We start from the raw sequence: 26,364 nt of genomic DNA, 5'->3' as shown, positions 1-26,364 counted from the left end.
CCAATCTCTATTCGATGTTCCGAAGCAAAAAAAGAGGGTCCGCCTTTCAGCGAACCCTCTCAATCACAAATCAAAATTCCAAATTCCGAAATGGTCTACACGTCCTCGTCGTCATCGCCGTCGCCTGCCTTGCGGCCGCGGAGCTTGGCTTCGATGAAGGGATCCAGATCGCCGTCCATGACATTGCCCACGTTGCCGGTCTTTTCCCCGGTGCGGTGGTCTTTGACCATCTGGTAGGGCTGGAAGACGTAGGATCGGATCTGGCTGCCCCAGGCGACGTCGCCCTTCTCGCCGTACTGGCGTTCCATTTCCGTCTTCTTCTTGTCCTGCTCGAGCTGGTACAGCTTGGCCTTGAGCATGTTCATGGCCATCTCCCGGTTTTTGCCCTGGGAGCGCTGCACCTGGCAGTTCACGATGATGCCGGTGGGTTCGTGAATGAGCCGGACGGCGGTTTCCACCTTGTTCACGTTCTGGCCGCCTTTGCCGCCGGAACGATAGGTCTCGAACTTGATGTCGGCTTCGTTGAGCTCGATGCCGATGTCCTCATCGACTTCCGGAGTGACGTCCACGCTGGCGAAGCTGGTGTGGCGACGCTTGGCGGAGTCGAAGGGGGAGATGCGCACGAGGCGATGCACACCGCGTTCGCAGTTGAGCTTGCCAAAGGCGTAGTCACCCGTGACGCGGAAGACGGCGCTGCGCACGCCTACTTCTTCACCAGGGGCGAAGTCCACCATCTCGGTCTTGTAGCCGCTGCGCTCGCACCAGCGCTGGTACATGCGCAGGAGCATGTCGGCCCAGTCGCAGGACTCCGTGCCACCGGCACCGCAGTGGATGGTGACGAAGGCGCCCTTCTTGTCCAGCTCACCGGTCAGGAGCATGGCCAGCTCAAAGTCGCTGAGCGCCTTCTCCATGGCGTGATACTCCTTCTCGACCTCCGTCCAGGAGGCGAGGTCGTTTTCATGCTGGGCAATCTCACCCAAGACAAAGAAGTCCTCCAGACGCCGCTCGAGTTCTTCGAGAGGGAGGATCCTGTTCTTGAGGTTGTTGACGGTGTCGATCGTCTTGCGCGCACGTTCCTGGTTGTCCCAGAACTCAGGGCGGGCCAGCTCGTCTTCCAGCGTTTCGAGGTCGGATTTTAGTTTCCCGACGTCAAAGATACCTCCGGAGCCCGCCAAGGCGGCCCTTGAGGCTCTCCGTGTCGAACGCTTGCAGATCGGTGATGACGGTTTTGGCCTTGTCCATGAAGGTTTAATAAACCCGCGGGCCGGGGAGGCAAGCGAAACTCAAGCGATCATGAAGCAGGGGGAACGGTGAAGCCAGAGGGGGTATCGCCTACGAAGTACACATCCCGGTCCGGCCGGGAGCCGGGGGCGTGGATGTCCAGCATGACGAGGGGCTCATCCCCCGTGATGAAGCCGTGGGTGGTGCCGGGGGGCAGTCGGAGGAAATCACCTGTCTCCAGCGGATACGAGGTGCCGTTGAGGATGGCGGTGCCGCGACCGGACAGGACGTAATAGTACTCCTCCGCGATCTTGTGATAACTCACGCTGGTGGTCTGATGGGGCTCGATGCGGACGCGGTAGGCGGTGCCAGCTCCCTCGTCCGCCACGGGGATGAGGGACTCAATCTCATAGGGCCCCAGCTTGGCGCGAATGGAGGGGGTGCCAGCGTGATGGTGGAGGATCTGGAGCGGCTGGGACATGGTGGGAAAGAGGGACGGCCCGACATTGTGCTGAGAAAAAAACATCCTGCCTCCCTTTTCCGCCGCATCATCCATGGCAGGTGGAGGTTCCGGTGGCAGATGGAGAGGGGGCGTGTATTGAACAACCGGCTCAGCCGCAACACAGAGCTCTTGAAACCCCGGTGGACAGTACAACTGCGATCCTGATCAACCGTCATCGCCTGACGGAGAGCAGCCTCATTGTGCACTGGTGTGCTCCTGACCTAGGTCTCTTCAAGACGGTGGCCAAAGGGGCGCTGCGCCCGCAATCTGCTTTTGCTGGGCGGCTCGACTTGTTTGTCACCTGTGAGGTAGTCTTCCTGCCCAGCACGAAGAGTGATCTGCACTCCCTGAAGGAGGTGCATCTGGTGCAGCCGCGACTGCAGATGCGGAACAGCTACGCCAGGGTGCTGGCGGGCACTTATTTCTCAAAACTCGTGGAACTCGTGGTGGAGCGGGAGACGCCGCTGGGAAGTGTGTACGAGTTGTTACAAAAAAGTCTGGACTACCTGGAAGGGCACGAGCCCAGCACCCGGCTGGTCCATCGGTTTGAGAACAAACTCTGCGAGGAACTCGGCCTGGGCCAAGTGTCGGCCGGGGCTGCGGGGTTGTTGCACGAGACCTTTCACCGCCCGCTTCCACTACAGCGGGCACAACTTCTGGAGGTGCTGGAAGAGGCGGATGGTGCAGATGCTGCTGTTCCTCGCCACGATTTTACTTGATGCGGGCGAGGTCCTGCCTTGTTATGTCGAGCCCTCGGGCACTGCTGGTTGCTTTTATCGTATGTCTTCAGAGAATCTCAACACGCTGCTGGAAGGGCATGTGGCCAGCCTGTACGAGGCTGGCAAGCTGGACGACGCGCTGCGGGTGGCGGGGACGGCCTTGCGCAATGCGCGGCAGGCCGTGGAGGATGATGAGGCCAACTATCCCGTGTTGGTGAATGCACTGGAGATTCTGGCCAACCTCAACCGTCAAGGGGGGGACTTTGCCAAGTCTGAGTCCCTCTACCAGGAAGCGCTGGAAACAGCCGCCAAGTGCCGGGTACAGCAGGAGCAGCTGGCACGGCTGCGCAGCGGGCTGGCCATGCTGTATGACTTCAGCCAGCGTGAGGAGGCTGCCATTCCTCTCTATGATCAGGCCATTCTGGACTATGAGTCGGTGACGCCGCCCAAGTCCAAGGAGTCCGCCGAGTTGCGGAACAATCTGGCCATGATCTACAAGAGCCTGGGCCGCTATGCCCTGGCAGAGCAGCATTATCTGATGTCGCTGGAGTCTCTGGAGCGCCTCTATGGCCGCGATAGCGAGCGCGTTGCCGCCGTCTTCAACAATCTGGGCAGCCTCTACTACACGGCCGGGTTCCCGGAGCAGGCCAAGGAGATGCATGTGGAGGCGTTGGACATCCGCCAGCAGGTACTGGGAGCGGAGCATGCAGAGGTCGCCCAGAGCTACACGAACCTGGCCACCGCCTGCTACGATCTGGAGGATGATGCCGGGGTGCAGGAGAACTACGAAAAGAGCCTGCGGATCCTGGAGCAGCATCTGGACACTCACAGTGACTCCTATGAGCAGACTGGGGAGGACTACATCGCCGTGCTGGAGAATCTGGGTGAGCCCAAGAAGGCGGCCTCCCTGCGCAAGCGCATGGAGAAGGTGCTGGGTCGCAATTGACCGGTGATTTTTCCCATTCATTCACCGTATGAAGGGGATGTTCCGTCTTTCCAGAGGTCGTGTGCTGGGGTGGTTTGCCTCAGTCTTGGGGGTTTCGTTCAGCCATGTGGGGCACGCCGCGAACCTGGAACGCATCGAGTTTGAGGGGGCGATCTATCACGTGCTGCGGGTGGACCGGGCAGACTTTCCCCGCCTGGATCTGCGGTGGCTGGGGCAGGATGGCAAGCCGCTGGGCAGTTTTGGCCCGCTCCTGCAGGAAGCGGCCAAGGAAGGGCGACAGATCGAATTTGCGACCAATGCGGGGATCTACGAGCGGGGGCCCAAGCCCTGCGGGCTGACGATTACCGACGGCAAGGAGCTGGTGCCGCTGAATCTGGCCAAGGGGGAGGGGAACTTCTACCTGCACCCGAATGGGGTGTTCTTTCTGGATGACAAGCGGGGCGCGGGGGTGATGACCGGGGAGGAGTATGGGAAGAGCGGGCTGCAGCCGCGTCTGGCCACGCAGAGCGGTCCCATCCTCCTGCGTCAGGGGAAGATCCATCCGGCCTTCAACGTCAATTCACCCAACCGGCGCCTGCGCAATGCGGTGGGGGTACGAGCCTCAGATGGGCAGGTCGTGTTTGTCATGTCTGACCGCGAAGACCGGGTCAAGGGGCGGGTGACCTTTCACCAACTGTCTCTCTTCTTCCTGCATCTGGGCTGTCAGGATGCCCTGTTTCTGGACGGCGACATTTCCGATGTCCTGGTCAATCCGCCCGCTGGAGCCACGGTCACGCCCAACACCTTCGCGGGCATGTTTGTGCTCTGGAAGAAGTGAGGGCACGGAAGTTTCCCCATGTGATGTCTGGAAAGTGAAGGATGGTGTGGGTGACGGAAAAGTCACCACCTGCGGATTTTGCCGCGGCAATTCAGGAATACTCTGAGGAAGGCCCTGCCGGATGAAATTCATGATCATCTCAGACACGTTCCCACCGGACATCAACGGTGTGGCGCGGACGCTCCAAACCTTGGCCCGCGGTCTTGCCCGACGCGGTCATCAGGTCTCTGTGCTGACGACCACGGAAGGGGCGGGCGGTGAGAATCTGAGCCACGGGGTGGAGGTAAAGGCGATCAATTCCCTGCCGGTGCCCGGCTACGCTGGCATCCGCATGGGGCTGGCCACGCGGCGGTTTTTCAGCCGGAGGATCGGCGACTTCAAGCCCGACGGGATCTACGTGGCCGTGGAGACGCTCATGGGGTGCAATGCCATTCGTGCTGCCCATCATTGTGCCAAGCGGGTGGTTTCCGGGTTCCACACGAACTTTCACAGCTACTCTGACGACTATCGTCTGCCCTTCTTCAAGCGGGCGGCCATGTGGTACCTCCAGTGGATCCACAACCGCACGGCGCGGACCTTGACCCCCTCCGAAAGCACCGCCGAGCAGTTGCGCGGTCTGGGCATCAAGAACGTCGGTGTGCTGGGACGAGGGGTGGATACGGATCTTTTCAATCCAGAACGTCGAGATGCCGAACTGCGTCGCTCCTGGGGGGCGGAGGAAGACACTCCGGTAGCCCTGTTTGTAGGGCGCATCGCGGCGGAGAAGAACCTGCCGCTGGCGGTGAGGGCATTTCAGAGGATTCAGCAACTCCAGCCCAAGGCGCGGGCGGTGTTCGTGGGGGATGGGCCCAAGGCCGCGTGGCTGAAGCAGCAGCACCCGGAGTTCATCCACGCCGGGGCACGCACGGGTGAGGACCTGGCCCGGCACTACGCCAGTGCGGATCTGTTTGTCTTTCCCAGCCTGTCAGAGACCTTTGGCAACGTGCTGACGGAGGCTCTGGCGAGCCGCCTGGTGACGGTGAGCTACGACTATGCGGCTGCGCGTCAGTTTGTGCGTCATGGCGTGAATGGCTATGTGGCACCGGAGAAGGATGAGGCGGCTTTTCTGGCAGCGACAGAGCTGGCCCTGCAGCACTGGCGTGATTCCGATGTGCGCACCGCGGCCCACGCCACCGCCTTGAGACTTTCCTGGAACTCCATCATCGAGCAGTTCGAGCAGGAGCTGCTCGGCACGATACCGGCGGCGGCCTTGAACGGCGCTGAGGTGCGTGTTTGACATTTGTTTCCTCTTTCCCCCCCCAAGCCCCCACCACACAACACCCGACACATTACGCAACAGGCTTCGGCCGACCCATCATGAAACGAAAACTACGCTTCAAGACCATCTTTATCTCAGATGTCCACTTGGGGGTTCAGGAGTGCAAGGCAGCCCAGGTGAGTCATTTTCTGAGGAACTCGATCTGCGAGAAACTGGTGCTCAACGGCGACATCATCGACGCCTGGGCGCTGCAACGCGATGGCAAGTGGACCAAGGCGCACACGCACTTCGTCCGCACCGTGCTGCGGAAGATGGAGAAGGAGAACGTGGAAGTCATCTACACTCGCGGCAACCATGACGATGTGCTGGAGCGCTTCCTGCCCATCTCGCTGGACAACTTCAGCATCGTGTTTGATCACGTGCACGAGTCGCCGCACGGGAAGTACCTGGTGGTGCACGGGGATGGCTTTGACCACGTGACCACGAACCACAAGTGGATGGCCGAGGTGGGTGCGGTGGGGTATAACACGCTGCTCAAGCTGAACCGGGCCTACAACGCCTACCGCCACTGGCGTGGCAAGGAGCCGTTCTCGTTCGCCAAGTGGGTGAAGGCCAAGGTGAAGGGTGCGGTGAGCTTCGTGGGCAAGTACGAGGAACAACTCCAGCAGCTGGCCCACAGCAAAGGCTGCAAGGGCATCATCTGCGGCCACATCCACACCCCTGCGGACAAGCAGGTGGGGGACGTGCACTATTTGAACTCCGGGGACTGGGTAGAATCCATGACTGCCGTAGTGGAGCACTTGGACAGGACGTTCGAGGTGATCACCTATGAAGACTGGTGCCGTAGGGCCAACCGCGAGCCGAAGGGCCTGCTGCTGAACACCCCGACCGCGCCGGAGTTGGAGGAGGATGCGGAGTTGTCGTTGTCCGGGACGGCGGTGTGAGAGCCCGCCTTCGGCGGGAGACAGAAGACTGGAAGACACAAGACTCAAGACCTGAGGTCTGGGGTCTGGGGTCTGGGGCGGGGGAATTTTTCTCACACGAAGGCACGAAGGTTTGGTGAGGAAGAGTCTGAGCCGGTAAAGGAGGCGGGGGTTCCTAGCTCCGCTCAGTCGAGCGTCTGATGAGGTGGCGTGGGAGTGTGAGGTGGAGCGGACGATTCTGCGACCCCTTCAGGGTCGGGAGACTCTTGGAGGTAGCCGGGGGTGTCAGTCGCTACGCTCCTTCGACCCCCGGCTACCTTCTGTGATGCCTTCGGTATCGGGGGCACGCTGGAAGCGTGCGGTCCTCAATGACTGTGAAGTGTTGTGGCGTGGATGCCGGGAACTTCAGTCGCACGTTTTGGCGGCTTCTCAGGCCGATGGGACGTGTCATTCCCATCGACGTCCTCCACCTGATCCCGCTTGCGGGATTTTGGGAGTGCGGCAAGGATTGCCGCTTTGGGGAGTCCTGTGTCGGGCTGTTTACGATGTGGCAGAAGCGGAGGAGTGGGCTCCGCTGTCACCTGTGAGGGGTTCGAACCTCACAAGGTGTCCTGAAAGCGGCGCTTCACGCACGCACTCCACAGCGGCTGCGCCGCCAGGTGTTGGAGGTGCTCCAGTTGGTGGACACTGCCCGGCCTCCGAAGTCGAGAGTCGGGTTGGTGGAAACAATTTACGTGGCAAGTGGCCACCCCCGACCCGCTACTTCAGCGCCCCGATCCCCAATGCCATGGCACCGAGCAATCCTGAATCGTCGCCCAAACCAGGGGAGGTGATGTAGCTTTCGATATCCTCGATCAACTCGCGGGTCTGGATGTAACCATTCAGCAGGCGCTGCACTTCCTCCCGGATCATGGGGAAGAGGTGGTACTGGTGCATGACGCCGCCGCCGAGGATGATGCGTTGCGGTGAGAGGGTGAGGATGAGATTGGAGAGGCCCAGAGCCATGAGGGTGGAGAACTCGCCCCAGCAGGCATGATCGGGGGCATACGTCTCGGCCGGGAATCCCCAGCGGGCAGCGATGGCGGGGCCGCTGATGAGGCCTTCGAGGCAGCTCCCATGATAGGGGCAGATGCCGTCGGGCTCGGGCGCATCCGACATGATGGCGGGAATGAGGAGGTGGCCGATCTCCGGGTGCAACGCGCCGTGCAGCGGCTTGCCGTTGATGAGCACGCCGCCGCCGATCCCGGTGCCGACGGTGATGTAGATGAGGGGCTCGCAGGCGCGGCCATGGCCCCAGGTGTACTCGCCCAGCGCAGCGGCGTTCACATCGGTGTCGAAGCCGACGGGGACGTGGAAGATCTCTCCCAGTGAGCCCAGGAGATCGGTGTACTTCCAGCCGGGCTTGGGTGTGGTGGTGATGTAGCCGTAGGTGTCACTGCTGCGATTGAGGTCCACGGGGCCAAACGACCCCACGCCAATGGCGCTGAACTTCCCCACCTGCTTGGAGGCCTGGTCCAGGAACGCGAAGACCTCACGCAGCGTTTCCGTCGGGTCCGTCGTCTCGATGCGCGTGCGCATGCGGATGTCGTCGGGCCCCGTTCCTACGGCACAATTGAACTTGGTTCCTCCGGCTTCGATGGCGGCGATCAGATCAGACTTCATGCGGGACTTGGGGGCAGGGGAGTTGCAGTAGGGTTCGAGGCAAGCCGGTGACTTGCAGGAGATCGGAACGCCGGTCCGGATCGGTTTGAATCTTTCGATTCAGACCGATTCAGAGCGACCGGGAGTCTTTCAGGCCCAGGCTGGCGTAGATCTCCCGCGTCGCACGGCTCTTGTTGAGCGTGTAGAAGTGGAAGCCGTCAACCTGATGGTCCAGAAGGTCAGCGCACTGCTCGGTGGCGTAGTGAATGCCCACGCGCTCCACAGCGGCTTCATCGCCATTGCATCGGGAGATGGCCTTCAGCAGCTTGGCGGGGAACCGGGCTCCCGCGGCCAGCTCGGCCATGCGCTTCATGCCGGAGGCGCTGCTGATGGGCATGATGCCCGCGATGATAGGGACATTGATGCCTGCGAGGTGGCAGCGATCGCGGAAATCGAGGAAATCGCGATTGTCGAAAAAGAGCTGGGTGCAGATGTAGTCTGCGCCGGCATCCACCTTGGCCTTGAGGTAATCCATCTCGAGAAGGCGGTTCGGCGTAGTGGGGTGGCCCTCAGGGAAGCCGGCCACACCGATGCCAAAGCCGCGATTGTCAGGATGGCCGGAGAAGTTGCGGATGAAGCGCACCAGATCGGAGGCCTGCTGGAAGGCGTCCTTGGATTTTTCGTAGTTGGCCAGACCGCGCGGAGGATCCCCGCCGAGGGCGAGGATGTTGCTCACGCCGGCTTCGGCATAGCGCTGCAGGATGCTGCCGATGTCCTCCTCACTGTGACACACACATGTGAGGTGAGGGATGGGGTCGAGGGAGGTGGTCTGCTTGATGCGCACCACCAGATCATGGGTCAACTCGCGCGTGGTTCCGCCCGCGCCGTAGGTCACGCTCACGAAGTCCGGCTTGAAAGCTTCCAACTCACTGATGGTTTCGTAGAGCGCCTGAGAGGTCTCGGCGGTCTTGGGCGGGAAGAACTCAAACGAGAACGTCGGGCGGCGTTGGGCGAAGATGTCGCGAATATGCATGATGCTTGAGAAGGGCACTCAACTCCGCCCCAGAGGAAGTTGCAACCCTGGCTTCAGGAGAATCACGCCTCAGGGTGTGAACACAAATTGACCTGAGAAGCCTGGATCGGGGCAATCGGAACTCAGGCCACGTTGCTGGGCTCGGAGTCAGGGGCATTCTCCACCAAAATGCTGGCCGTGCCAGTGCCGCTGGAGAGGGCCTGCATGAACCCGCTGAAGTTCCAGTGATCCCAGCCTTCGACAAAGAGATCATCCTGGACCGTGAACCAGCTGACGCCGTTGAAGGTCAGTTTGCGCCCGGTGGCACCGATCCCGAAGGCGTCGCCCGTATGGGTGCAGCGGGCTGTCCAGCGTACGGCCACTTCGGCGCCAGACTCGATCACGGCATTCACCTTCACCTCGACGTCCGGAAACGCCGTGAGGAAGGGGCGGTGGAAAAGTTCAATGAAGGCCTCAGGCCCCACCATCTCGCCCCCTTCGGTATGGCCGATGGCATCCGGGGCCAGCATCTCCCGAATAGCGTCGGGTCTGCGTTCATTCCACACTTCGTGGAACCAGCGAAGGGCAAGGTCTCGCGGTGACATGGGGGGCATGCTAGGGCATTCCTTGGAATAAACCAAGCCTTTTTGTCTGATGGGATCTGCCAAACGTGGCCTGCCGTTGTTCAGGGAGGGACCTCATGGGCAGGGGGGAGGAGGCTGGATGTTGGGGCCTCCTGAGCGGGGGACTAGCCGGCATTGAACTTGGGCCGGTGGCTCTACTTCCGCCCCTCCAGCCACGCCAGGTTGAACGCGTAGTGATTCTTGCTGGTGAGGAGCTGGATGTTCCCGTCCCGCGTCTGGGTCACCGCCAGGTAGCCGCAGGGCTCGGCCAGGGTGTCGCTGACCTCCACCATGACACGATCAATGGCGTTGATGGACCGTGTCGCGCCGCCGGGCGTGACCAATCGCTTCACCGGCCAGGTTTTACCCTCGTCATAAGACACGGCGGCAAACATCCCGTAGCCGGTGAATTCCCTGCCGTCGGCGGTATGGAACTTCATCCCCTTGCGGTTCTTCCAGTCGCGCCACTGGTCGGTGAAGCTGCACAGCAGGATGCCGCCCTCCTGAAGCCGGATCATGGCGGCGCGCTGCACGGTGCTGATGGCGGGGAATTCGGTAGTTTCATAGGTCCAGGTCTTGCCAAGGTCACTGGTGAAGCTGGCCGGGGTCTTGTGGTCAAACTTTGCATGGTCCGCCTCCTGGTCGTTGCGGCTCACGGCCATGATGCGGCCGTCCTTGAGCTGCACCATGGGGGCGTGGATACCGGGGTAGCGGAAGCCCTGGCCTCCGGGCCGGAAGTCGCTGGCCCGCTGCTTCACGTCGTTGTAGCTCCAGGTGGCCCCGTGGTCGCGGCTGTACACGAGGCTGCACTGGCGCGTGTCATTTCCAAGAACCAGGGTGCCGTCGGCAAGGCGCAGCACCTGATTGCCGTACTCGCCCGCAGGCTGGATGAGGCGGGCCTTGGTCCAGGTCGCGCCGTTGTCGGTGGAGGTGCGGAACAGGTTTTCATCGCGACCTTTCACAAAATGGTAGAGCGTGGACTGGCCGTCCCACCAGACCTTGGGCGCGTGGTCGTTGATGTCCGGGCCATCCCAGAAGGGCGAAGCGGGTTCCCACTCCGTGGCACCGTGGCGCAGACGGCTGGCCAGGTTGCTGAGTTCCGCGCCGGGTTCCTCCGCGCAGGAGTACCACACGGCCAGCAGATCGCCATTGGGGCACTCGGTGATGGAGGGGCTGTGATTGTGCGTGAAGAAAAGGGGGCCGACGGAGCTGGGCTCGATCTTCACGTAGGGCTTGGGACCGGAGAAATGGGGGAGGTGCTGGGGGCCCTTTTCGATTTTCATGGACCCGTGCTTCACCTCCCGGGCGTGCAGCGGGGCGGGGGCAGGTGGCAGTGGTTGACTCTTTGGCGCGTCGGCGAGCACGACACGGAACCCGGTACGGCTGTGGCGCGACTCTGGGAGCCAGGCCGCACGGTTGGCACTGCGGAGATAGCGGGCGAAGTTGGAGTGATATCCGCCCCGAATGATGCGGAAGTCGCCGTCAGACCGGCCGATGGGATCGGTCTGGGCACCGGCTTCATAGGGGCCGTACCAGTCGCTGCACCACTCGGCCACATTGCTGTGCATGTCATACAGGCCCCAGGCATTGGCGGGAGACTGCGCCACGCGGAGGCTGACCTTGGCCTCCTGACGGTAAGGGGGAGGAAGGGTGCCGTTGGGGCGTGCCAGGGGAACGTGCCCGGTGGTTCCGGTCCAGGGCTGGAAGTTGTCCGGCAGGGCGTTGCCTGTGGAAAACAAGGTGGTGGTGCCTGCGCGGCAGGCGTATTCCCACTCCGCCTCGGTGGGCAGGCGGTAGGTGCGCCCCTCCTTCTGGGACAGCCATTCGCAGTACTTCACCGCCTGGTGCCAGGTGATGGCGGTCACGGCGTCATCGTCTGGCTGGCTCTTACGGAAGTCCGGATTGCTTTGCCGGTACTGGCCGATCGTGACCTCCGTGGCCCCCATGGAGAAGGGCTGGGTGAGCGTGACCTGATGGGCCGGCTTTTCGTCCCAATCCGCATCGTCAAACTTCTCCGGGTGTTTGGAGAGCCGGTAGTCGGAGGGCGGTCCGTCCTGGCCCATGGTGAGGGTGCCCGGTTGGATGCGCACGAGCGTCATGCCGACGGAGTTGGTGAGGGTGGGGGCAGGGGCGGTGTCCTGTGCGCTCGCGGAGTGGAGTGGGATCGCTGTGAGGAGCGGGGCGAAGAGCCAGGGGAGGGCGCGGGAAGAGAGCATGGCAAAAAGAGCGAGGGGCGAAGGCGGTGGGGGCGGTTTTGCGGGCTTGGGGAGTACGTGGAGACAACTGGGGTCTTTGCTGGATTTGGGGGCGGGGGATCGGAGAAGGATGGAATCGCCCTGTTCAAGATGCAGGATGTGAGGATGTCATGGGGGCGCGAAAGCGGTGCTTCACGCACGCACTCCATCCCGACGCGTCGGGACAAGCGGGGCCAGGTGTTGGGGGGCTTTGGCTGGAGACCCTTCAGAGACTTTGCAAAATCGTCGTCCTCGGCAAGATGCCGAGAACAGCACGCAGGATGCGTGCGCTCCCCAACATCCGTGTTGCGCGGGGAGGCGTTGCTAGGCCTCCGTCTCGCTCCACGCGAGGGTATTTTGTCTGACGCCGTTGGCGTGGGGTTGCCTTTTGGCCCAGCGCGGGGAAGCCAGGCCAAAACCCAGCACTACTTTTGTCCCTCCACCCTTTGCATCCCCCTCCACCTCATGGCATGGGTGCTCTCCCATGCTTGCCGCAGAAAACCTTGGTATCTCATATGGCCCCCGCCGTCTGTTTGGAGAATTGAACTTCACCATCCGCGCCGGGGAGCGCTTTTCCCTGGCCGGGCCCAACGGGGCGGGCAAGTCCACCTTGATGAAGATCATCGCCGGGATCGAGCAGCAGGACGAGGGGAAGATCATCAAGGCCAAGTCTGTGACGGTCGGGTACCTGCCCCAGGAAGGGGTGGAGGTGAAGGGGCGTACCCTCATGGCGGAGGCGGAAACGGCGTTTGAGGACGCGATGGAACTGCAGCGCCAGTTTGACGAGGCCAGCGAGGCTCTGGGGACCTACGACACGTCTTCCAGCGAGTACATCGACGCCCTGGAGGTCTTTGGGGACCTGCAGATCCGCCTGGAGCACCACGACCTGTCGAAAATGAAGCCGCGCATCGAGCGAGTGCTGATGGGCCTGGGTTTCGCCCACAAGGATCTGGACCGGCTCACGGATGAATTCAGCGGCGGCTGGCAGATGCGCATCGCCCTGGCCAAGCTGCTCCTCGCAGAGCCCAGCGTGCTGCTGCTGGATGAACCGACGAACCACCTGGACATCGAGACGGTGGTCTGGCTGGAAGACTATTTGAAGAACTACCCCGGTGCGATCATCCTGATCAGCCACGACCGGCGTCTCCTCGACAACCTGACGAACCGCACTCTGGCCTTCGAGCCTGGTGCCCGGGCCACCCAGTACCAGGGGAACTACTCCTTCTTTGTCCGGGAGAGTGCGGCGCGTCGCGAGCAGCTGGAGCGCGCCAAGAAGAACCAGGACCGCGAGATCGCCAAGACGCAGCAGTTCATCGACCGTTTCCGCGCCCAGGCCAACAAGGCGTCCATGGTCCAGAGCCGCATCAAGGCGCTCGACAAGGTGGAGCGGATCGAGCTGGAAGTGGAGGGTGACGAAATCGGCTTCAAGTTCCCGCAGCCTCCGGCGAGCGGTCACACGGTGATGCGCATGGAGGGGGTCGCCAAGAGCTATGATGGCGTGCGTTATGTCCTGAAGCCCTTCGACTTCGAAATCAACAAGGGCGACCGGCTGGCGATTGTGGGTGTGAACGGCGCAGGCAAGACCACGTTCAGCAAGATCCTGGCCGGGGTGGAAAAGGCCACAGGTGGCACCCGGGAGCTGGGGCACAACGTGCGGGTGGGCTACTACTCGCAGGACCACGCCGATGCGCTGGACGGCGCCAAAACGGTGCTGGAAACGATTGAGAAATCCGCAAAGGGAATGTCCGAGGCGCAGCTCCGCACCCTGCTGGGATGTTTCCTCTTCCGCGGGGATGACGTCTTCAAGCTGGTGAAGGTGCTGAGCGGCGGGGAGCGGGGACGTCTGGCCCTGGCCAACATGCTGCTCACTCCCTCCAACTTCCTGGTGCTGGACGAACCGACCAACCACCTGGACATGCGCTCCCAGTCGGTGCTGCAGCAGGCGCTGCTGGACTACTCCGGCAGCTACGCCATCGTCTCCCACAATCGTGATTTTCTTGATCCCGTGGTGACGAAGACGCTGGAGTTCCGTGTGGGCGAGTCCCCCCGGCTCTACCATGGCAACCTGAGCTACTATCTGGAGAAGAAGGCGGAGGAGAAGGCAAAGCTGGCCGCGACCAGCAGCATCAGTTTCAGCAGCCCCGCCGCAGTCGTCAAACCCACGGCCATGCCGGTGGAGATCGACAACAACTCCAAGGAGCGCCGGCGGATCGAGGCGCAGAAGCGCCAGCAACGGGCGCACATCCTGAAGCCGCTGCAGGAGAAGCTGGAGGCGGTGGAGGGGCAGATCGCGAGCCTGGAGCAGGACAAGACCGAGCTGGTGAAGAAGATGAACAGCGCCTCCTTTGGCACGGATGCCGGGGAGGTGATGGAGACGACAAGCCGCTTCTCCACCATCGAAAGCTCCCTGGAAAAGGCCTTCTCTCAATGGTCGGAAGTGAGCGAGGCCATTGAGAGTGCTGAGAAGGAGTTCGCCTGACGCGGATGTAGGAACCTCGAACCTGAATTCCCCATGCTCGAAGTCCGCGACCTCCGTTTTGCCTATGGCGGGGGCGGCTTTTCCCTGCACATCCCGGAGCTGATCCTGAGGCCGGGACAGAGTCTGGGGTTGGGCGGGCCGAGCGGCGCCGGGAAGACGACGGTGCTCAAGCTTTTCTCCGGCATCCTGGCGGCGCAGGGCGGCTGCGTCCAGATCGAGGGTGCGGTGCCGGACCGGGCGGTGCGTCTGGCCCGCACGGGACTCGTGTTTCAGGACTTCGCCCTGATCGAATACCTGACGGCCTGGGACAACGTGCTGCTGCCACTGCGTCTCACGGGGCGTCTGCAAAAGGATCACGAGACGCGCGCGGAATCGCTGTTGGAAGCGGTGGAGATGGCGGGGCACCGGGAGCACTTGGTCTCCCAGCTGTCTCAAGGCGAGCGTCAGCGCATCGCGGTGGTGCGGGCTTTGCTGCATCGTCCGGCGTTGCTGCTGGCGGATGAGCCAACCTCTGCGCTGGACACCCGGCGGCGCAACATGGTGGCGGATCTGCTGCAAAAGGAGCTGCACGAGCACGGCACGATGCTGGTGCTGGTGACGCATGACCTGGAGTTGCACGAGCAGGCCCAGCAGAAACTCAGCGTGGAGGCGTGGAGCCAGCCGTCGTGAAAGGGCCGTTGCAACTCGCCTGGCAGTACGTCGCGCACTACCGCGTGCGCACGCTTCTGTTGATCCTCGCACTCGGGTTGACGCTCGCGTTGCCGCTGGCCGTGCGGGGGCTGGTGCAGATCGCCCAGGCGGAAATGCGATCCCGGGCAGCTGCTACCCCGCTGGTCCTGGGGGCAAAGGGCAGTCCGCTGGAACTGGTGCTCAATGCCCTCTATTTCCGCCGACGGGGCGCGGGGGAGATTCCGCAGAAACAGGTGCAGGCGATCCGGTCCAGCGGTCTGGCAACGGCCATTCCTTTGTACGTGCGTTACCATGCCCAGCAGGCCCCGATCGTGGGAACGAGTCTGGAGTACTTTGCCTACCGCGGTCTGCCCATCGCCCAGGGGCGCACGCTGGGCCGGTTGGGAGATTGTGTGGTGGGCGCGAGAGTGGCGCGGGAGCGGGGCTGGCAGGTGGGGGGCAAGGTGAGCTCCTCACCTGAGCAGGTGTTTGATCTGGCGGGGATCTACCCGCTGCGGATGACCGTCACCGGAGTGCTTGCGGAGTCGGGAACGGCCGATGACCACGCGATCTTTGTGGACGTCAAAACCGCCTGGTTGATCGAGGGGAAAGCGCATGGGCATGAGGATCTGGTGACGGCGGAAGATCCCAATGCAGTGCTGTCGCGCACGGATCAAAATGTGGTGGGGAGCAAGGCCGTGCGGATGTACAACGAGGTCACGGCCGAGAATCTGAAGTCGTTTCACTTTCACGGGAATCCGGATGATTTCCCGCTCACCGCCATCCTCGTGGTGCCGAAGGATGAGAAGGCGCAGGCCATCCTGCTGGGGCGCTATCAAAAGCCGGAGATGGCCCACCAGTTGGTGCAGCCGGTCGTGGAGATGGATGCGCTGCTGGCCACCCTCGTGCAGGCGGAGCGGTTCACCGTGGTCTTGCTGGGGGTGCTGGGCGTCGTGGTCATTCTGATCTCCTCACTGGTGTTTGCCCTGTCCTTCAAGATGCGGCGGCGTGAGTTCGCCACGCTGGAGGATCTGGGCATCAGCCGCTGGCGCATTGCGACGGTAAAGGCGGCAGAAGTGGTGATGGTGGGGGTGCTGGCGGCAGGATTGGCCGGGGGCATCACCGCGCTGGTTTGGGAGCTGGGGGCAGGGCTGGTCCGGATGAGTTTGAATTGAATTTCCCGGCTGCCCGGGAGTCTGAGGTTTCGCTACTTCTTGCAGGGGACCTTTCGGACGAGTATAACTGGCCTGCGCAAAACTTTGCCCGCGGGCGGAGGAACCCCGGCACAGCCTCCTCGATTGATAACATCCCGCCTGCGTGCCTTTTTGACCTCTTGTCGTCTCCTACCATGAACCAGCCTGGTTTCTTCGCCCGTGTCTTCGTCTGGCTTTCCGGCGCCAGTGATGTGAATCTGCGCGAGTGCCCGCCGTGGGAGGTGCGCAAGTATGTGGCCTTTGGCGCGACGGTGCTGGTGCCTTGCGTGTTCGCCTTCATCGCGGCGGCTTACGCCATCTCCACGCTCACCACGGACTGGAATGTCATCTTCGGCGTGGCCACGGTCTGGGCCTTTATCATCCTCACCGTGGACCGGGCGCTGCTGGCCACGTATCGCGCCTATCAGTCGTTCTTCCGGAAGGTCAGCCAGTTTTTCCTCCGTCTCGTGGTGGCAGGGCTCATGGGCATCACCATCTCCCACCCGCTGACCTTGCTGCTCTTCAAGGACACCATTTCGTCGGTGATCGAGAAAGATCGGGAGATCGAACTTAACGCCGTGCGGACCACAGCGGTGGAGCAGAAGAAGGTGGTGGAGGAGAAGATCACCGCCCTGGATGGGGAGATCGCCAAGGCGCGGCAGAAATGGGACGAGAGCTTCAACGCCAAGTTCCTGGTGGGTGACGAAAGCCACGGGGACAAGAAGCCGCTCACCGACGAGGAAAGACGCGCCAAGGCGGAGCTCGAAAAGCAGATCGCCGAAGCCAAGGCCCCCACGGTGGAAAAACTGAAGGCGGCGGAAAAGGAAATAATGGATCTCACCACGCAGTCTGTCCGTTTGCAGTCGGAGCTGGATTTCTGGCAGAAGGAGTTCGAGCGCGAGCTGAACGGGCAGCGGAGCGGCATCATCGGCCTGGGGCCGCGAGCCAAGAGCATCCAGAGTGATCAGCTGGCCTGGCGTCGGGATGAAAGCAAGCGTGTGGCAGGCATGTTGGAGGCTCGCACGCTGGAGCGCACCCAGTTGCAGGCGGAGTCGCTGAGCATCGAGCAGACCCTGACCGCAGCCGCCGAGGTAAAGGCCACGGAGCAGGCAGTGAAGGTGAAGCAGGAGCAGGCCCGGATCGAAGGCCTCCGCCAGCAGGTGCAGCAGCAGCAGGCGGATCAGTTTGTGGATCAGCAGAACCAAATGCGCGCCACGCTCAAGACCCAGATCGACACCCGGCTGGAGCAGATGGAACAGATGCAAAAGGAGCTGGCGAAGATCGGCGAGGATGAACGAGCGCGCATGGACAAGATCCGCGATGAACCGCGGCGCGACATCCTCAAGCAGACGCTGGCGCTGCACCGGGTGTTTCGCGAAGGATCCGAAGGTGGCCAGTTCGCCCTTACGGCGTATGTGGTGCTTTCACTGCTGTTCATGCTGGTGGACACGATTCCTCTGATGGTGAAATTCTTCGCCAAGCCGGGGCCGTATGACACGCTGGTGGATTGTGATGAGGTGCGGTTCGACAAGGAGCGTGAGGCCTTCTTGAAAAGCTACCATCGGTATATGGATGAGCTGGCCAACGGCCGGCTCCTGCACCTGACGCGCAACAAGCCGCTCGAGCAGGCACTGATTGAAGGCGTGGATCGCTCCAAGGCAGCCAAGGAATTCCTGGAAACTCTCATGGACCTGGAGAAGACCTTTCAGGAGCGCATGCGCTCGCAGGAGGAGACTCTGGCCGGGGCCAGTGCGCATTTCTCCAGCGCGGAACGTCAGGCAATGCTGCGGCACATGGCAGACACGTTCTACGGCGACCTGCGCGGTCGCATGGAGCAGTTCTTTGACCAGGGGACGACCAAGCCCGCGAGTTCGGTGTGACCCGCGCGTTGCTCGGGAGACAGAAGACTTGACCGCTTCGCGGAGACGCCAGACTGCCAGACATCAGATGCCAGACTTGAGCGGACGCAACGGAGGACGAGCCCAGCGGAGTGATCAGTAAAAGGAGGGAGGGGCATTCTTGTCCCGGTCCGTGCCAAGAGTCCCGCTCCACCAGACACCGCAGATTGGCAATCGGCGGTGTCCGGTGGAGCGGGAGTCTGATATTCTCACACGAAGGCACAAAGGCACGAAGGTTTGATGATCGAGGCGAACGTGCAAGGGATGGTGCAAGCTGTGCGAGGAGCCTGATGACTGGAGTTGGCCAACACCTGGCCCCGCTTGTCCCGACGCGTCGGGATGGAGTGCGTGCGTGAAGCGCCGCTTTTGTGGATCGAGATTGTTGCCTTGAACCTTGGGAGAGTAGCAGGGGGATGGGACGCTGCTAAGAAAACTTGGGGGAGCGCAGGCGGCCCGCCTGCTGCAAGGGCGGCTCGCCCGCAGCTCAGTTCAGGGCGCATACGAAGGAGGCGCGACTTCGCTCCGCTCATGAATTTCCCGGCGAGCCGCCGGGAACGGCAGTCGAGCCGACTGCGCTCCCCAATGCATTGATGTGCTGCCATCGAAAGAAGCTTCAAGCATCCAACGTCCGCAAGCTGAGGCCCGTGCTCCGACCAATGACGGCTTCAACACCTTCACTGCCAACTGCCAACTGCCAACTGACCCTCCGACCTCAAGCCATTGCGAACTGCTCCACGGGCACGCGGGGCAGGCGGCCGTTCACCTCATTCAGACGGCAGGTCTGGAGGCGGGGGAGGACGTATTTGGCGAAGAGGTCGCACTCGTGCAGGTGGGGGTACCCGCTGAGGATGAAGGAGCGCATGCCCAGATCCATGTATTGCTGGAGCTTGGCATAGACCTGGTCGGGATCGCCGACGATGGCGCTGCCGCAGCCGCTACGACCGCGGCCAATGCCGCTCCAGAGGTGGTCTTCGATGTAGCCTTCGTCATCGGCATGGGCGCGGAGGGCATCCTGGCGGAGGACGCCGGCGGACTGGTGGTCCAGCGACCGGCATTTCATCTCGCAGGCCCGGGCATCGTCCAGGCGGGAGATGAGCTTGCGGGCGGCATCCCGCGCTTGGGACTCTGTCTCACGAACGATCACATGAATCCGGAGCCCAAAGTCGATGGTTCGGCCGAAGCCAGACGCTTGCCGGGAGAGGGAACGCATGGTGTCGGCCAGTTGAGGCAGTGTCTCCGGCCACATCAGGAAGACATCACAGAAGCGGGCGCAGAGCTCCTGGGCGCGCGGGGAGATGCCACCAAAATAGAGCAAGGGGCCGCCGTTCTGCTGGAAGGGGCGGGCGGCATCGGTGCGGATGCGGGCGATATCGTAGAAGTCGCCTTTGAAGGCCAGCTCGTCCTGAGTCCAGCATTGCTTGAGGATCTGCAGCACCTCCGCGCTGCGGGCGTAGCGGGCCTCGTTGTCCTGGTCCATGCCCGGGAGGTTGGAGGAGATGATGTTCAACGCCAGACGACCGCGGGCGATGTGGTCCAGGGTGGCAATGGCACGGGCCAGCATGGGCGGGTGCACCTCTCCCATGCGCAGGGCCACGAGCTGGTGGATCTGCCGGGTGAGCACGGCCATGGAGAAGGCGAACCCAAGGGCGTCCTGCCCCTCTGTCCAGCCGGAGGACAGGAGAACGTTTTGATAACCATGCTCATCGGCCCGGCGGACGATCTCTGAGCAGTGCTCAAAACTGCTGCGGTGATGCGGGGCCGGGTCGCCCAGGAACTCGCAGTCATCGGAGCACAACGCTCCAAACCACGCAATCTCGGCCTGACGGCGGCGAGTTCGAATCCGGATTCCTTGCGCGGGATCGACAGGTGTGGAAGGGGGCACCATGGCGACGGAATTATGGTTTTTCATAAAATAACCCAATTTATTCCCTTCACAAAGAATTTTCCTTTCAGCTATCCGATTGGTTAGGCTGGGTGAGATGCCATCGACACCACATAAAGTGAGATTTGGCCTGGTTGGATATGGAGCGTGGGGCAGGCACCACGCACGGGTCATCGCTGCCCACCCGGAAGCGGAGCTGACGGCGGTGGTGGCACCTTCGGAGACCTCACGAGAGCTGGCGCGGGAGCACTTTCCTGGGGTGGAGGTGTTTGCGACGGCCCAACAGATGCTGGAAACGCTTGCGGTGGAGGTGGTGGACGTAGCAGCCCCCAATCATGTGCATTTCCCCATCGCGGCGGCAGCCCTGAAGGCGGGATGTCACGTGCTGCTGGAGAAGCCAATGGCGACCACGCTGCCGGACTGCCACGCGCTCATTGCGCTGGCAAAGCAGGAGGGCCGGCAGATCCTGGTGGGGCATGAACTGCGGTTGTCCTCCCAGTGGGGGCGCATCAAGGAGATCATTGATCAGGGCGTGATCGGGGTGCCTTGGAATGTGCTGGTGGAGCTGTCCCGTCGGCCCTACCGCCTGGGCTCAGACGGTTGGCGGTATGACCCGGAGCGGGTGGGGGACTGGATGTTGGAGGAGCCGGTGCATTTCTTTGACCTGGCCCGCTGGTACCTGGAGCAGCATGGAGAGCCAGCGACGGTGTATGCCTCAGCCAATGCGGTAGACCCACTCCGCCCCACCCTGCACGACAATGTGACCGCCATCGTGCGGCATGCGTCTGGAGCCCAGGCGACCATCTGCCAGACGCTGGCGGCCTTTGGCCATCATCAGACGGTGAAGGTGACGGGCAGCAAGGGGGCCATCTGGGCCAGCTGGAGCGGGGCGACGGATCGGGTGCCAGACCCTGTCTGCACCCTGCGGGTTTACGATGGTCAGTCGGTGGAGGACCTGGAGCTGCATATTCCCTCCGGGGAACTGATCGAACTCCGGCAGGAAATCGCCCACTGCATCCGGATGGTGAAGGAGGGAATCCCACCTGCGGTGAATGCGAACGATGGGCTGTGGGGGGTGGCTCTTTGCCTGGCGGCAGGGGCCTCCACCCAATCGAGGGGAATTATCGAACTGGATGGCTTCCTCCATGGTGGTACCCCTATCCATCAATGAGGAGGGAAATCCCTAAAACTAGCCGGTGATTGTGCGTTCCCATCTTATGCCCTCCCACGCCCCCTCCCGACGTCACTTTCTCCAAAAAGCAGGTCTGGCCACCCTTGGTCTCGCCGGTACTCTCGGTGCTGCCGACAGCGTGGTGCTGCCGTTTGAGAATGGTGAGCGCCGTCTGGTGAAATTCCCCCAAAAGCGGCCTCTCATTCTGCTTACGCACCGTCCTCCGCAACTGGAGACCCCGTTTGAGGTGTTCAAGGATGTAATCACTCCGAATGATGCATTCTTTGTGCGGTATCACCTCTCCAACATCCCCAGGACGGTGGATGAGAAAGCGTTCCGGCTGGAGGTGAAAGGGCTGGTCAATGCGCCCTTGAAGCTGTCCCTCGACGAGCTCAAGAAGGACTTTGAGCAGGTGGAAGTTATTGCCGTGAACCAGTGTTCCGGGAACAGCCGGGGATTCTTCAAACCCCGCGTGGGTGGTGGTCAGCTGGGCCATGGAGCAATGGGCAATGCGCGCTGGAAAGGCGTGCGGCTGAAGGATGTGCTGCAGAAGGCGGGTGTGCAGGCCGGGGCGAAGCAGGTGGTGTGCAACGGGCTGGACACACCGCCGGTGCCGCAGACTCCGGATTTCATCAAGGCGCTGGAGATGGACCACGCGCTGGACGGCGAGATCCTGCTGGCCTGGGAGATGAATGGCGAGCCGCTGCCGCTGCTGAACGGCTACCCCCTGCGTCTCGTGGTGCCGGGCTACTACGGTACGTACTGGATCAAGCACCTGAATGAGCTCACGGTGGTGAAGGATGCCTTCGACGGCTTCTTCATGGCCACGGGTTACCGCATCCCTGCCACACCTGGCGGCTGCGTGGAGCCCGGGACCACACCCGCCAGCACGATCCCTATCAACAAGTTTACGATCCGCTCCTTCATCACGAGTCTGGGGGATGGGGCCACGGTGACGGCCGGGCAGGCCACCGTCGTGCAAGGCATCGCGTTTGATGGTGGTGAGGGCATCACGGAGGTGACCTTCTCTGATGATGGCGGCCGCACCTGGCGGGGCGCGGAACTGGGCAAGGATCATGGAAAGTACTCCTTCCGCCCGTGGAGCTTTGCGTGGACGCCGTCGAAGAAGGGCGCGTGGGAGCTGCGCTGTCGCGCCACGAACCGCGTGGGTCAGACCCAGCCGATGGAGCCGCTGTGGAACCCGGCAGGCTACCTGCGCAATGTGGTGGAGACCGTGAAGGTCTCCGCGGCCTAAGCTGATGATCCGTTATTTCCTCCAACCTCATTTCCCCCTTCCCATGAGACTTTCCCTTCTTGCACTTCCCTTTGCCCTGCTTGGCACCGCTTTTCTCGTCCCCGGCTCCGCTGCGCCGCTGCCGAAGGAAGAGGACTGGCCCGCCGAGACCGGCACCTACAAATCCGGACCGGGCGTGGAGCTGGCCCAGTCCCTCTGCATCACCTGCCACTCGGTGGAGTATGTCTCCACCCAGCCGCCGCTCCCCCGGAAGTTCTGGGACGGGGTGGTGAAGAAGATGAAAGACAAATATGGCGCTCCGCTGCCGGATGAGACCACCGCGCTGGTGGATTATCTGACCACGACCTATGGCTCAGGCAAGTGATGCCCTGAATGTCCCGCACCATTGGTGGCACGGAGTGACCCGCTACCAATGGATGGTGCTCCTCATCGCCTCGGCGGGATGGGTGTTTGATGCGTTTGAAGGTCAGCTCTTCAACGTGACCCGGGCTGACATGCTGCCGGCGATCCTGGGAACGGGGGAGCCGGAGGCGATCAAGCTCTGGGGAGAGCGGTTCCTGGGTATCTTCCTCATCGGGGGTACCGTGGGTGGCTGGCTCTTTGGCTCACTGGCGGACCGCTGGGGGCGGCGGCCGGTGATGATCCTGACCATTCTGTTTTACTCCCTCTTCTCGGGGTTGATGTCCTTTGCCACTGAGCTCTGGCAGGTGGGAGTGCTGCGATTCCTGGTGGCCATGGGCGTGGCCGGGGAGTGGGCGGTGGGGGCCGCGCTGGTGGCAGAGGTGTTCCCGCAAGAGTCCCGTGCCCGGGCGGCGGGCATCTACCATTCCTCCAGCGTCATCGGTCTGTGGCTCGCCGCCGTGGTGGGGATCGTGGTGGGGACGGATTGGCGTCTGGCTTACCTGGTGGGGATCCTGCCTGCGCTGTTGGTGATCTGGGTGCGCGCCGGCATTCGAGAGCCAGAGCCTTGGCAGCAGGCCCGCATTCAGCGCCAGGGGCGTCTGGGCAGCTTCAAGGAGCTCTTGATGGATCCCTTCTCCAGAAAGCGGGCTGTCCTGGGTGCCTTTCTGGCGATGGTCGGACTGGCCACTTTCTGGGGTGTGGTCATTGCGGGGCAGGATCTGGCAAGGGAACTCCTGCTTGCTCAAGGTCATTCATCTGGCGAAGCTGCGACTGAGGCAAAGTTTGCGTATGGATTTATTCAAACTCTGGGAGCAGCATTGGGCATGCTTTCGTTCGGCCCATTGAGTGTGAGGCTCGGTCGGAGAGGAGCATTTGCGCTAATGCATATTGGCGCGATCATCATCACACCTGCCGTGTGCTGGCTGCCTCAGATGTACAACAGCTATCCGCTGCTGCTGTGTCTGCTGCCTGTTTTTGGCTTCTTTGCACTGGGCATGCACTCTGGTTATGCCGTGTATTTCCCAGAGCTGTTCCCTACGCATCTGCGCGCCACAGGAGCGGGTTTTTGCTTCAACACGGGAAGAGTTTTGGCCGCGCCAGTGCTGTTTTGGCTGTCTGGCGGACTCAAAGCGGCATTCGCTCTTTCGACCGCTATTTCAATCTTATCTGGATTTTTTCTGGTCGGATTATTGATTCTGGTATTTCTTCCTGAGACCAAAGGGGAAGAACTACCGGATTAATAAGGTTATGCTGGGATTGAAAGTTCAGGACAACGCGGATTTTGGTGCCGAAATTATTCGGAGGGTGAGGGAACACAGTGGCCTGTCGCGAGTAGAACTCGCACGTGTCATTGGCGTTGCCGCATCGACCATCGGACGGCATGTGGATGCTCTGGTGGCCACGGGATATTTCACAGAAAGTGTGGAACCGACGAAGGAGGCGGGACGCCCGCCGACCCGACTGCGACCGAATCCGGCGCGAGGATGTTTCCTTGGCGTGGATTTCTATGCAGACATGATGTTCGCCACGGCCGTGAACTTCGCACAGGAAACCATCGCGCAGCGAAAGGTGCCCCTGCAGGGCCAGATGGGCGTGGAGTCGGTGTTGCGTGAGATCACGGCCGCTCTGGCGGAACTGGCCAGAGAAACCCACCTGCCGCTGCTGGCCGTGGGGCTGGCCGTCCCGGGGCGCGTGGATACCCGCCGCGGTGTGGGTCTGAAGTATGTGCATGTACCGGGCTGGGAGAATGTGCCCCTGTCCTCGATCATCAGTGACGCGGTGAACGCGCCGGTGTACATCGAGAACAACATCCGCACGATGTCCCTCGCGGAGCGGTGGTTCGGCGAAGGCCGCGGCTGCCAGGATCTGGTCTGTCTCGGTGTTCGCTATGGGATCGCCGCTGGAGTGATCCGTGATGGCCAACTGGCTACCGGTCACCAGGAGCTGGGCGGAGAGATCCGCGGCTGGAACTGCCCGGTGTACAACGCGCTGGAGGAGAAGTGGGAGTGGCGCTCCGGCGGCACGTTTGAAAAGTACGCCTCCGTGACGGCGGCTCTGACCCGCTACAACACGCTGAGTGGATCCGATCTGGAACTGGAGGGTTTTCTGGAGAAGGCCCAGCAGGGAGACTCGCACGCGCTGACCGCTGTGCGTGAAGTGGCGGCGGTGCACGGCTGGGCGATTGCCCAAATGGTGCAGCTCATTGACCCTGAAATCGTGGTGGTGGCCGGCCCATTGACGGCGCTCGGCGATCTCTACCTGGACTCCGTGCGCAACTTCGCCCTGCAGTTCGAGAGCGACTACCATCCCAGTGTGCCGATCCTGATCTCGGAGCTCGGAGAGTTCGCTGGCGCAGTAGGTGCAGCAGCTCTGGCGTTGGAGAAATGGCGCCCTGCCGATGTGGGCTGATCGCCTGCCCGTTATTTGCAAATTTAGATAAAAAGAACCAGGTTGCCCTATGCGACCTGGTTCTTTTTTTATAATAACAATCCCAGTGAACAAGAGGATGCCCAGGCATTCATGTGGGGTATGGAGAGGTGCACCAAATAAGTGAAGTTTTTTTGAAATATTTTTGAGGATTTGTCGGCCAAAGGATGTCCAAGGCTCGATACCTGTTAGAGCTGGCTGAAAATGGGTTTCTCCATGATCCGCCGTCTGGCATGAAAATGGCTCCTCAAACCCGCAAAGGGGAACTTCCGCATGACGTCCACGACCACTCACGAGACCTCGGAAACAGCCAACGGGCGCTTTGGCATGATGCTCGCCCACTTCGCCCTCGGCAGGCGGTCCACTTCCTCCGCCATGGAGGAGCGATCTGTGCTCTGCCGGATCCTTGATGGACGGGACCTGGATGAGGTCTGCCCGATCGACTCCGCCATGCTGACCCTGGAAGAGCGGGCCCACTACCACGCCACGCTGCGAGATCGCCGGACCTGCGCGCTGGCGGTTCGCACTCGGGCGGAGCTGCGGCGGATGCTGGGCCGTGAGATCGGCGTGCCGCCGAACATGGTGCCGCTGAGGATGGATGTGCATGGGAAGCCTCGCTGCATGCATCCCCTGGCGAGTGATCTGGACTTCAGCGTGGCCCACTCAGACGAATGTTCGCTGATCATTCTGGGAGAGGCGGCGGGCATTGGGGTGGATGTCGAGGAAATAGACGAGCATGAGCCTTCTGATGAGCATTTGGAGATCGCTTTCACTGAGGACGAGTTTCTGGCCTGGTCCTGCCTGCCAGCGGAGTTACGACGACGCGCCTTTGCGGAGGCCTGGACCATCAAGGAAGCGTCGCTGAAAGCCCTGGGCGTCGGGCTGGACGGTTCACCGCATGAGATCCAGGTGCACTTCGATGCGGCGGGCAATGCCTGGCCCATTTTCCCGGGCCCCGGGTGGGCCTTTGAGCGGATCCGGTTTTGCCCGCGCCATGTGGCGAGCTTTGTCGCGATGCTGACGCCGACCTCGGCCCGCTACGCGGGAGACAGAAGACTTTAAAACGCAAGACTCGGGGGCGAGCAGAGTAGC

General features: G+C 62.0%; 22 protein-coding genes. 15 read left to right on the top strand and 7 right to left on the bottom strand.

Annotated features, from left to right (window positions below; all coding sequences use genetic code 11):
- Positions 1 to 95 precede the first annotated feature (95 nt).
- Positions 96 to 1,221 (bottom strand): peptide chain release factor 2 gene (prfB, locus tag BV034_RS30025; protein ID WP_265593639.1). Its coding sequence is split into 2 segments (ribosomal slippage): positions 96 to 1,157 and positions 1,159 to 1,221, totalling 1,125 coding nucleotides; the frame shifts between segments, so codons are not numbered across the junction.
- 70 nt (positions 1,222 to 1,291) lie between these two features.
- Positions 1,292 to 1,702 carry a cupin domain-containing protein gene (locus BV034_RS30020; RefSeq protein ID WP_265593629.1) on the bottom strand — a complete coding sequence of 137 codons (411 nt, stop codon included), beginning with the start codon at positions 1,700 to 1,702 and terminating at the stop codon, positions 1,292 to 1,294.
- A gap of 161 nt (positions 1,703 to 1,863) precedes the next feature.
- Here BV034_RS30020 and recO point away from each other — a divergent pair, with 161 nt between their 5' ends.
- The 5 genes from recO to BV034_RS29995 all read left to right on the top strand — a co-directional run bounded on the left by recO (position 1,864) and on the right by BV034_RS29995 (position 6,407).
- Positions 1,864 to 2,442: a DNA repair protein RecO gene (gene recO, locus BV034_RS30015; RefSeq protein WP_050030631.1), complete on the top strand. Its 579-nt coding sequence runs from the start codon at positions 1,864 to 1,866 to the stop codon at positions 2,440 to 2,442.
- A gap of 61 nt (positions 2,443 to 2,503) precedes the next feature.
- Entirely contained in the window at positions 2,504 to 3,388 is an 885-nt protein-coding gene (locus BV034_RS30010) for a tetratricopeptide repeat protein (protein WP_050030630.1), read from the top strand.
- 37 nt (positions 3,389 to 3,425) lie between these two features.
- Positions 3,426 to 4,205, top strand: coding sequence for a phosphodiester glycosidase family protein (locus BV034_RS30005; protein WP_265593628.1), 780 nt, complete (start codon positions 3,426 to 3,428; stop codon positions 4,203 to 4,205).
- Positions 4,206 to 4,335: 130 nt separating this feature from the next.
- Positions 4,336 to 5,481: a glycosyltransferase family 1 protein gene (locus tag BV034_RS30000; RefSeq protein WP_265593627.1), complete on the top strand. Its 1,146-nt coding sequence runs from the start codon at positions 4,336 to 4,338 to the stop codon at positions 5,479 to 5,481.
- Between the two features lie 80 nt (positions 5,482 to 5,561).
- Complete coding sequence (locus BV034_RS29995) at positions 5,562 to 6,407, top strand: UDP-2,3-diacylglucosamine diphosphatase (protein WP_050030627.1); 846 nt, start codon at positions 5,562 to 5,564, stop codon at positions 6,405 to 6,407.
- A 738-nt stretch (positions 6,408 to 7,145) separates the two neighbouring features.
- Here BV034_RS29995 and BV034_RS29990 read toward each other — a convergent pair.
- From BV034_RS29990 to BV034_RS29975, 4 genes are all read right to left on the bottom strand, one after another.
- Positions 7,146 to 8,048 (bottom strand): ROK family protein, encoded by a 903-nt coding sequence (locus BV034_RS29990; protein ID WP_038164142.1) that lies wholly within the window; start codon positions 8,046 to 8,048, stop codon positions 7,146 to 7,148.
- A 109-nt stretch (positions 8,049 to 8,157) separates the two neighbouring features.
- On the bottom strand, positions 8,158 to 9,060 hold the full coding sequence (gene metF / locus BV034_RS29985) for a methylenetetrahydrofolate reductase [NAD(P)H] (protein WP_038164144.1): 903 nt from the start codon (positions 9,058 to 9,060) through the stop codon (positions 8,158 to 8,160).
- 122 nt (positions 9,061 to 9,182) lie between these two features.
- Positions 9,183 to 9,653 carry an ester cyclase gene (locus tag BV034_RS29980; RefSeq protein ID WP_081888218.1) on the bottom strand — a complete coding sequence of 157 codons (471 nt, stop codon included), beginning with the start codon at positions 9,651 to 9,653 and terminating at the stop codon, positions 9,183 to 9,185.
- Positions 9,654 to 9,817: 164 nt separating this feature from the next.
- Positions 9,818 to 11,878 carry an SUMF1/EgtB/PvdO family nonheme iron enzyme gene (locus BV034_RS29975; protein ID WP_050030625.1) on the bottom strand — a complete coding sequence of 687 codons (2,061 nt, stop codon included), beginning with the start codon at positions 11,876 to 11,878 and terminating at the stop codon, positions 9,818 to 9,820.
- Positions 11,879 to 12,380: 502 nt separating this feature from the next.
- Between BV034_RS29975 and BV034_RS29970 the strand changes: the two genes are divergently transcribed.
- From BV034_RS29970 to BV034_RS29955, 4 genes are all read left to right on the top strand, one after another.
- Entirely contained in the window at positions 12,381 to 14,375 is a 1,995-nt protein-coding gene (locus tag BV034_RS29970) for an ABC-F family ATP-binding cassette domain-containing protein (protein ID WP_050030624.1), read from the top strand.
- A 33-nt stretch (positions 14,376 to 14,408) separates the two neighbouring features.
- Positions 14,409 to 15,044 carry an ATP-binding cassette domain-containing protein gene (locus BV034_RS29965; RefSeq protein ID WP_050030623.1) on the top strand — a complete coding sequence of 212 codons (636 nt, stop codon included), beginning with the start codon at positions 14,409 to 14,411 and terminating at the stop codon, positions 15,042 to 15,044.
- A complete protein-coding gene (locus tag BV034_RS29960; protein ID WP_050030622.1) occupies positions 15,026 to 16,219 on the top strand; it encodes an ABC transporter permease in 1,194 nt (397 codons plus the stop codon). The genes BV034_RS29965 and BV034_RS29960 overlap by 19 nt, the downstream gene beginning before the upstream one ends.
- Positions 16,220 to 16,392: 173 nt before the next feature.
- Positions 16,393 to 18,117, top strand: a complete 1,725-nt coding sequence (locus tag BV034_RS29955) for a DUF4407 domain-containing protein (protein ID WP_050030621.1) — start codon at positions 16,393 to 16,395, stop codon at positions 18,115 to 18,117.
- Positions 18,118 to 18,847: 730 nt separating this feature from the next.
- Here BV034_RS29955 and BV034_RS29950 read toward each other — a convergent pair.
- Entirely contained in the window at positions 18,848 to 20,020 is a 1,173-nt protein-coding gene (locus BV034_RS29950) for an LLM class flavin-dependent oxidoreductase (RefSeq protein ID WP_343123302.1), read from the bottom strand.
- A gap of 94 nt (positions 20,021 to 20,114) precedes the next feature.
- Here BV034_RS29950 and BV034_RS29945 point away from each other — a divergent pair, with 94 nt between their 5' ends.
- From BV034_RS29945 to BV034_RS29920, 6 genes are all read left to right on the top strand, one after another.
- Positions 20,115 to 21,188 (top strand): Gfo/Idh/MocA family oxidoreductase, encoded by a 1,074-nt coding sequence (locus BV034_RS29945; protein WP_050030620.1) that lies wholly within the window; start codon positions 20,115 to 20,117, stop codon positions 21,186 to 21,188.
- 46 nt (positions 21,189 to 21,234) lie between these two features.
- Entirely contained in the window at positions 21,235 to 22,443 is a 1,209-nt protein-coding gene (locus tag BV034_RS29940) for a molybdopterin-dependent oxidoreductase (protein WP_050030619.1), read from the top strand.
- A gap of 43 nt (positions 22,444 to 22,486) precedes the next feature.
- Positions 22,487 to 22,807 (top strand): hypothetical protein, encoded by a 321-nt coding sequence (locus tag BV034_RS29935; protein WP_050030618.1) that lies wholly within the window; start codon positions 22,487 to 22,489, stop codon positions 22,805 to 22,807.
- Positions 22,791 to 24,086 (top strand): MFS transporter, encoded by a 1,296-nt coding sequence (locus BV034_RS29930; protein ID WP_050030617.1) that lies wholly within the window; start codon positions 22,791 to 22,793, stop codon positions 24,084 to 24,086. The genes BV034_RS29935 and BV034_RS29930 overlap by 17 nt, the downstream gene beginning before the upstream one ends.
- Before the next feature lie 7 nt (positions 24,087 to 24,093).
- Positions 24,094 to 25,254 (top strand): ROK family transcriptional regulator, encoded by a 1,161-nt coding sequence (locus tag BV034_RS29925; RefSeq protein ID WP_081888217.1) that lies wholly within the window; start codon positions 24,094 to 24,096, stop codon positions 25,252 to 25,254.
- A gap of 291 nt (positions 25,255 to 25,545) precedes the next feature.
- Positions 25,546 to 26,334 carry a 4'-phosphopantetheinyl transferase superfamily protein gene (locus BV034_RS29920; RefSeq protein WP_050030615.1) on the top strand — a complete coding sequence of 263 codons (789 nt, stop codon included), beginning with the start codon at positions 25,546 to 25,548 and terminating at the stop codon, positions 26,332 to 26,334.
- The last annotated feature ends 30 nt before the right edge of the window (positions 26,335 to 26,364 follow it).

This window comes from Verrucomicrobium sp. BvORR034 (assembly GCF_000739635.1).
Taxonomy (GTDB): Bacteria; Verrucomicrobiota; Verrucomicrobiia; order Verrucomicrobiales; family Verrucomicrobiaceae; genus Verrucomicrobium.
This window is presented reverse-complemented; position numbering and strand designations above follow the sequence as displayed.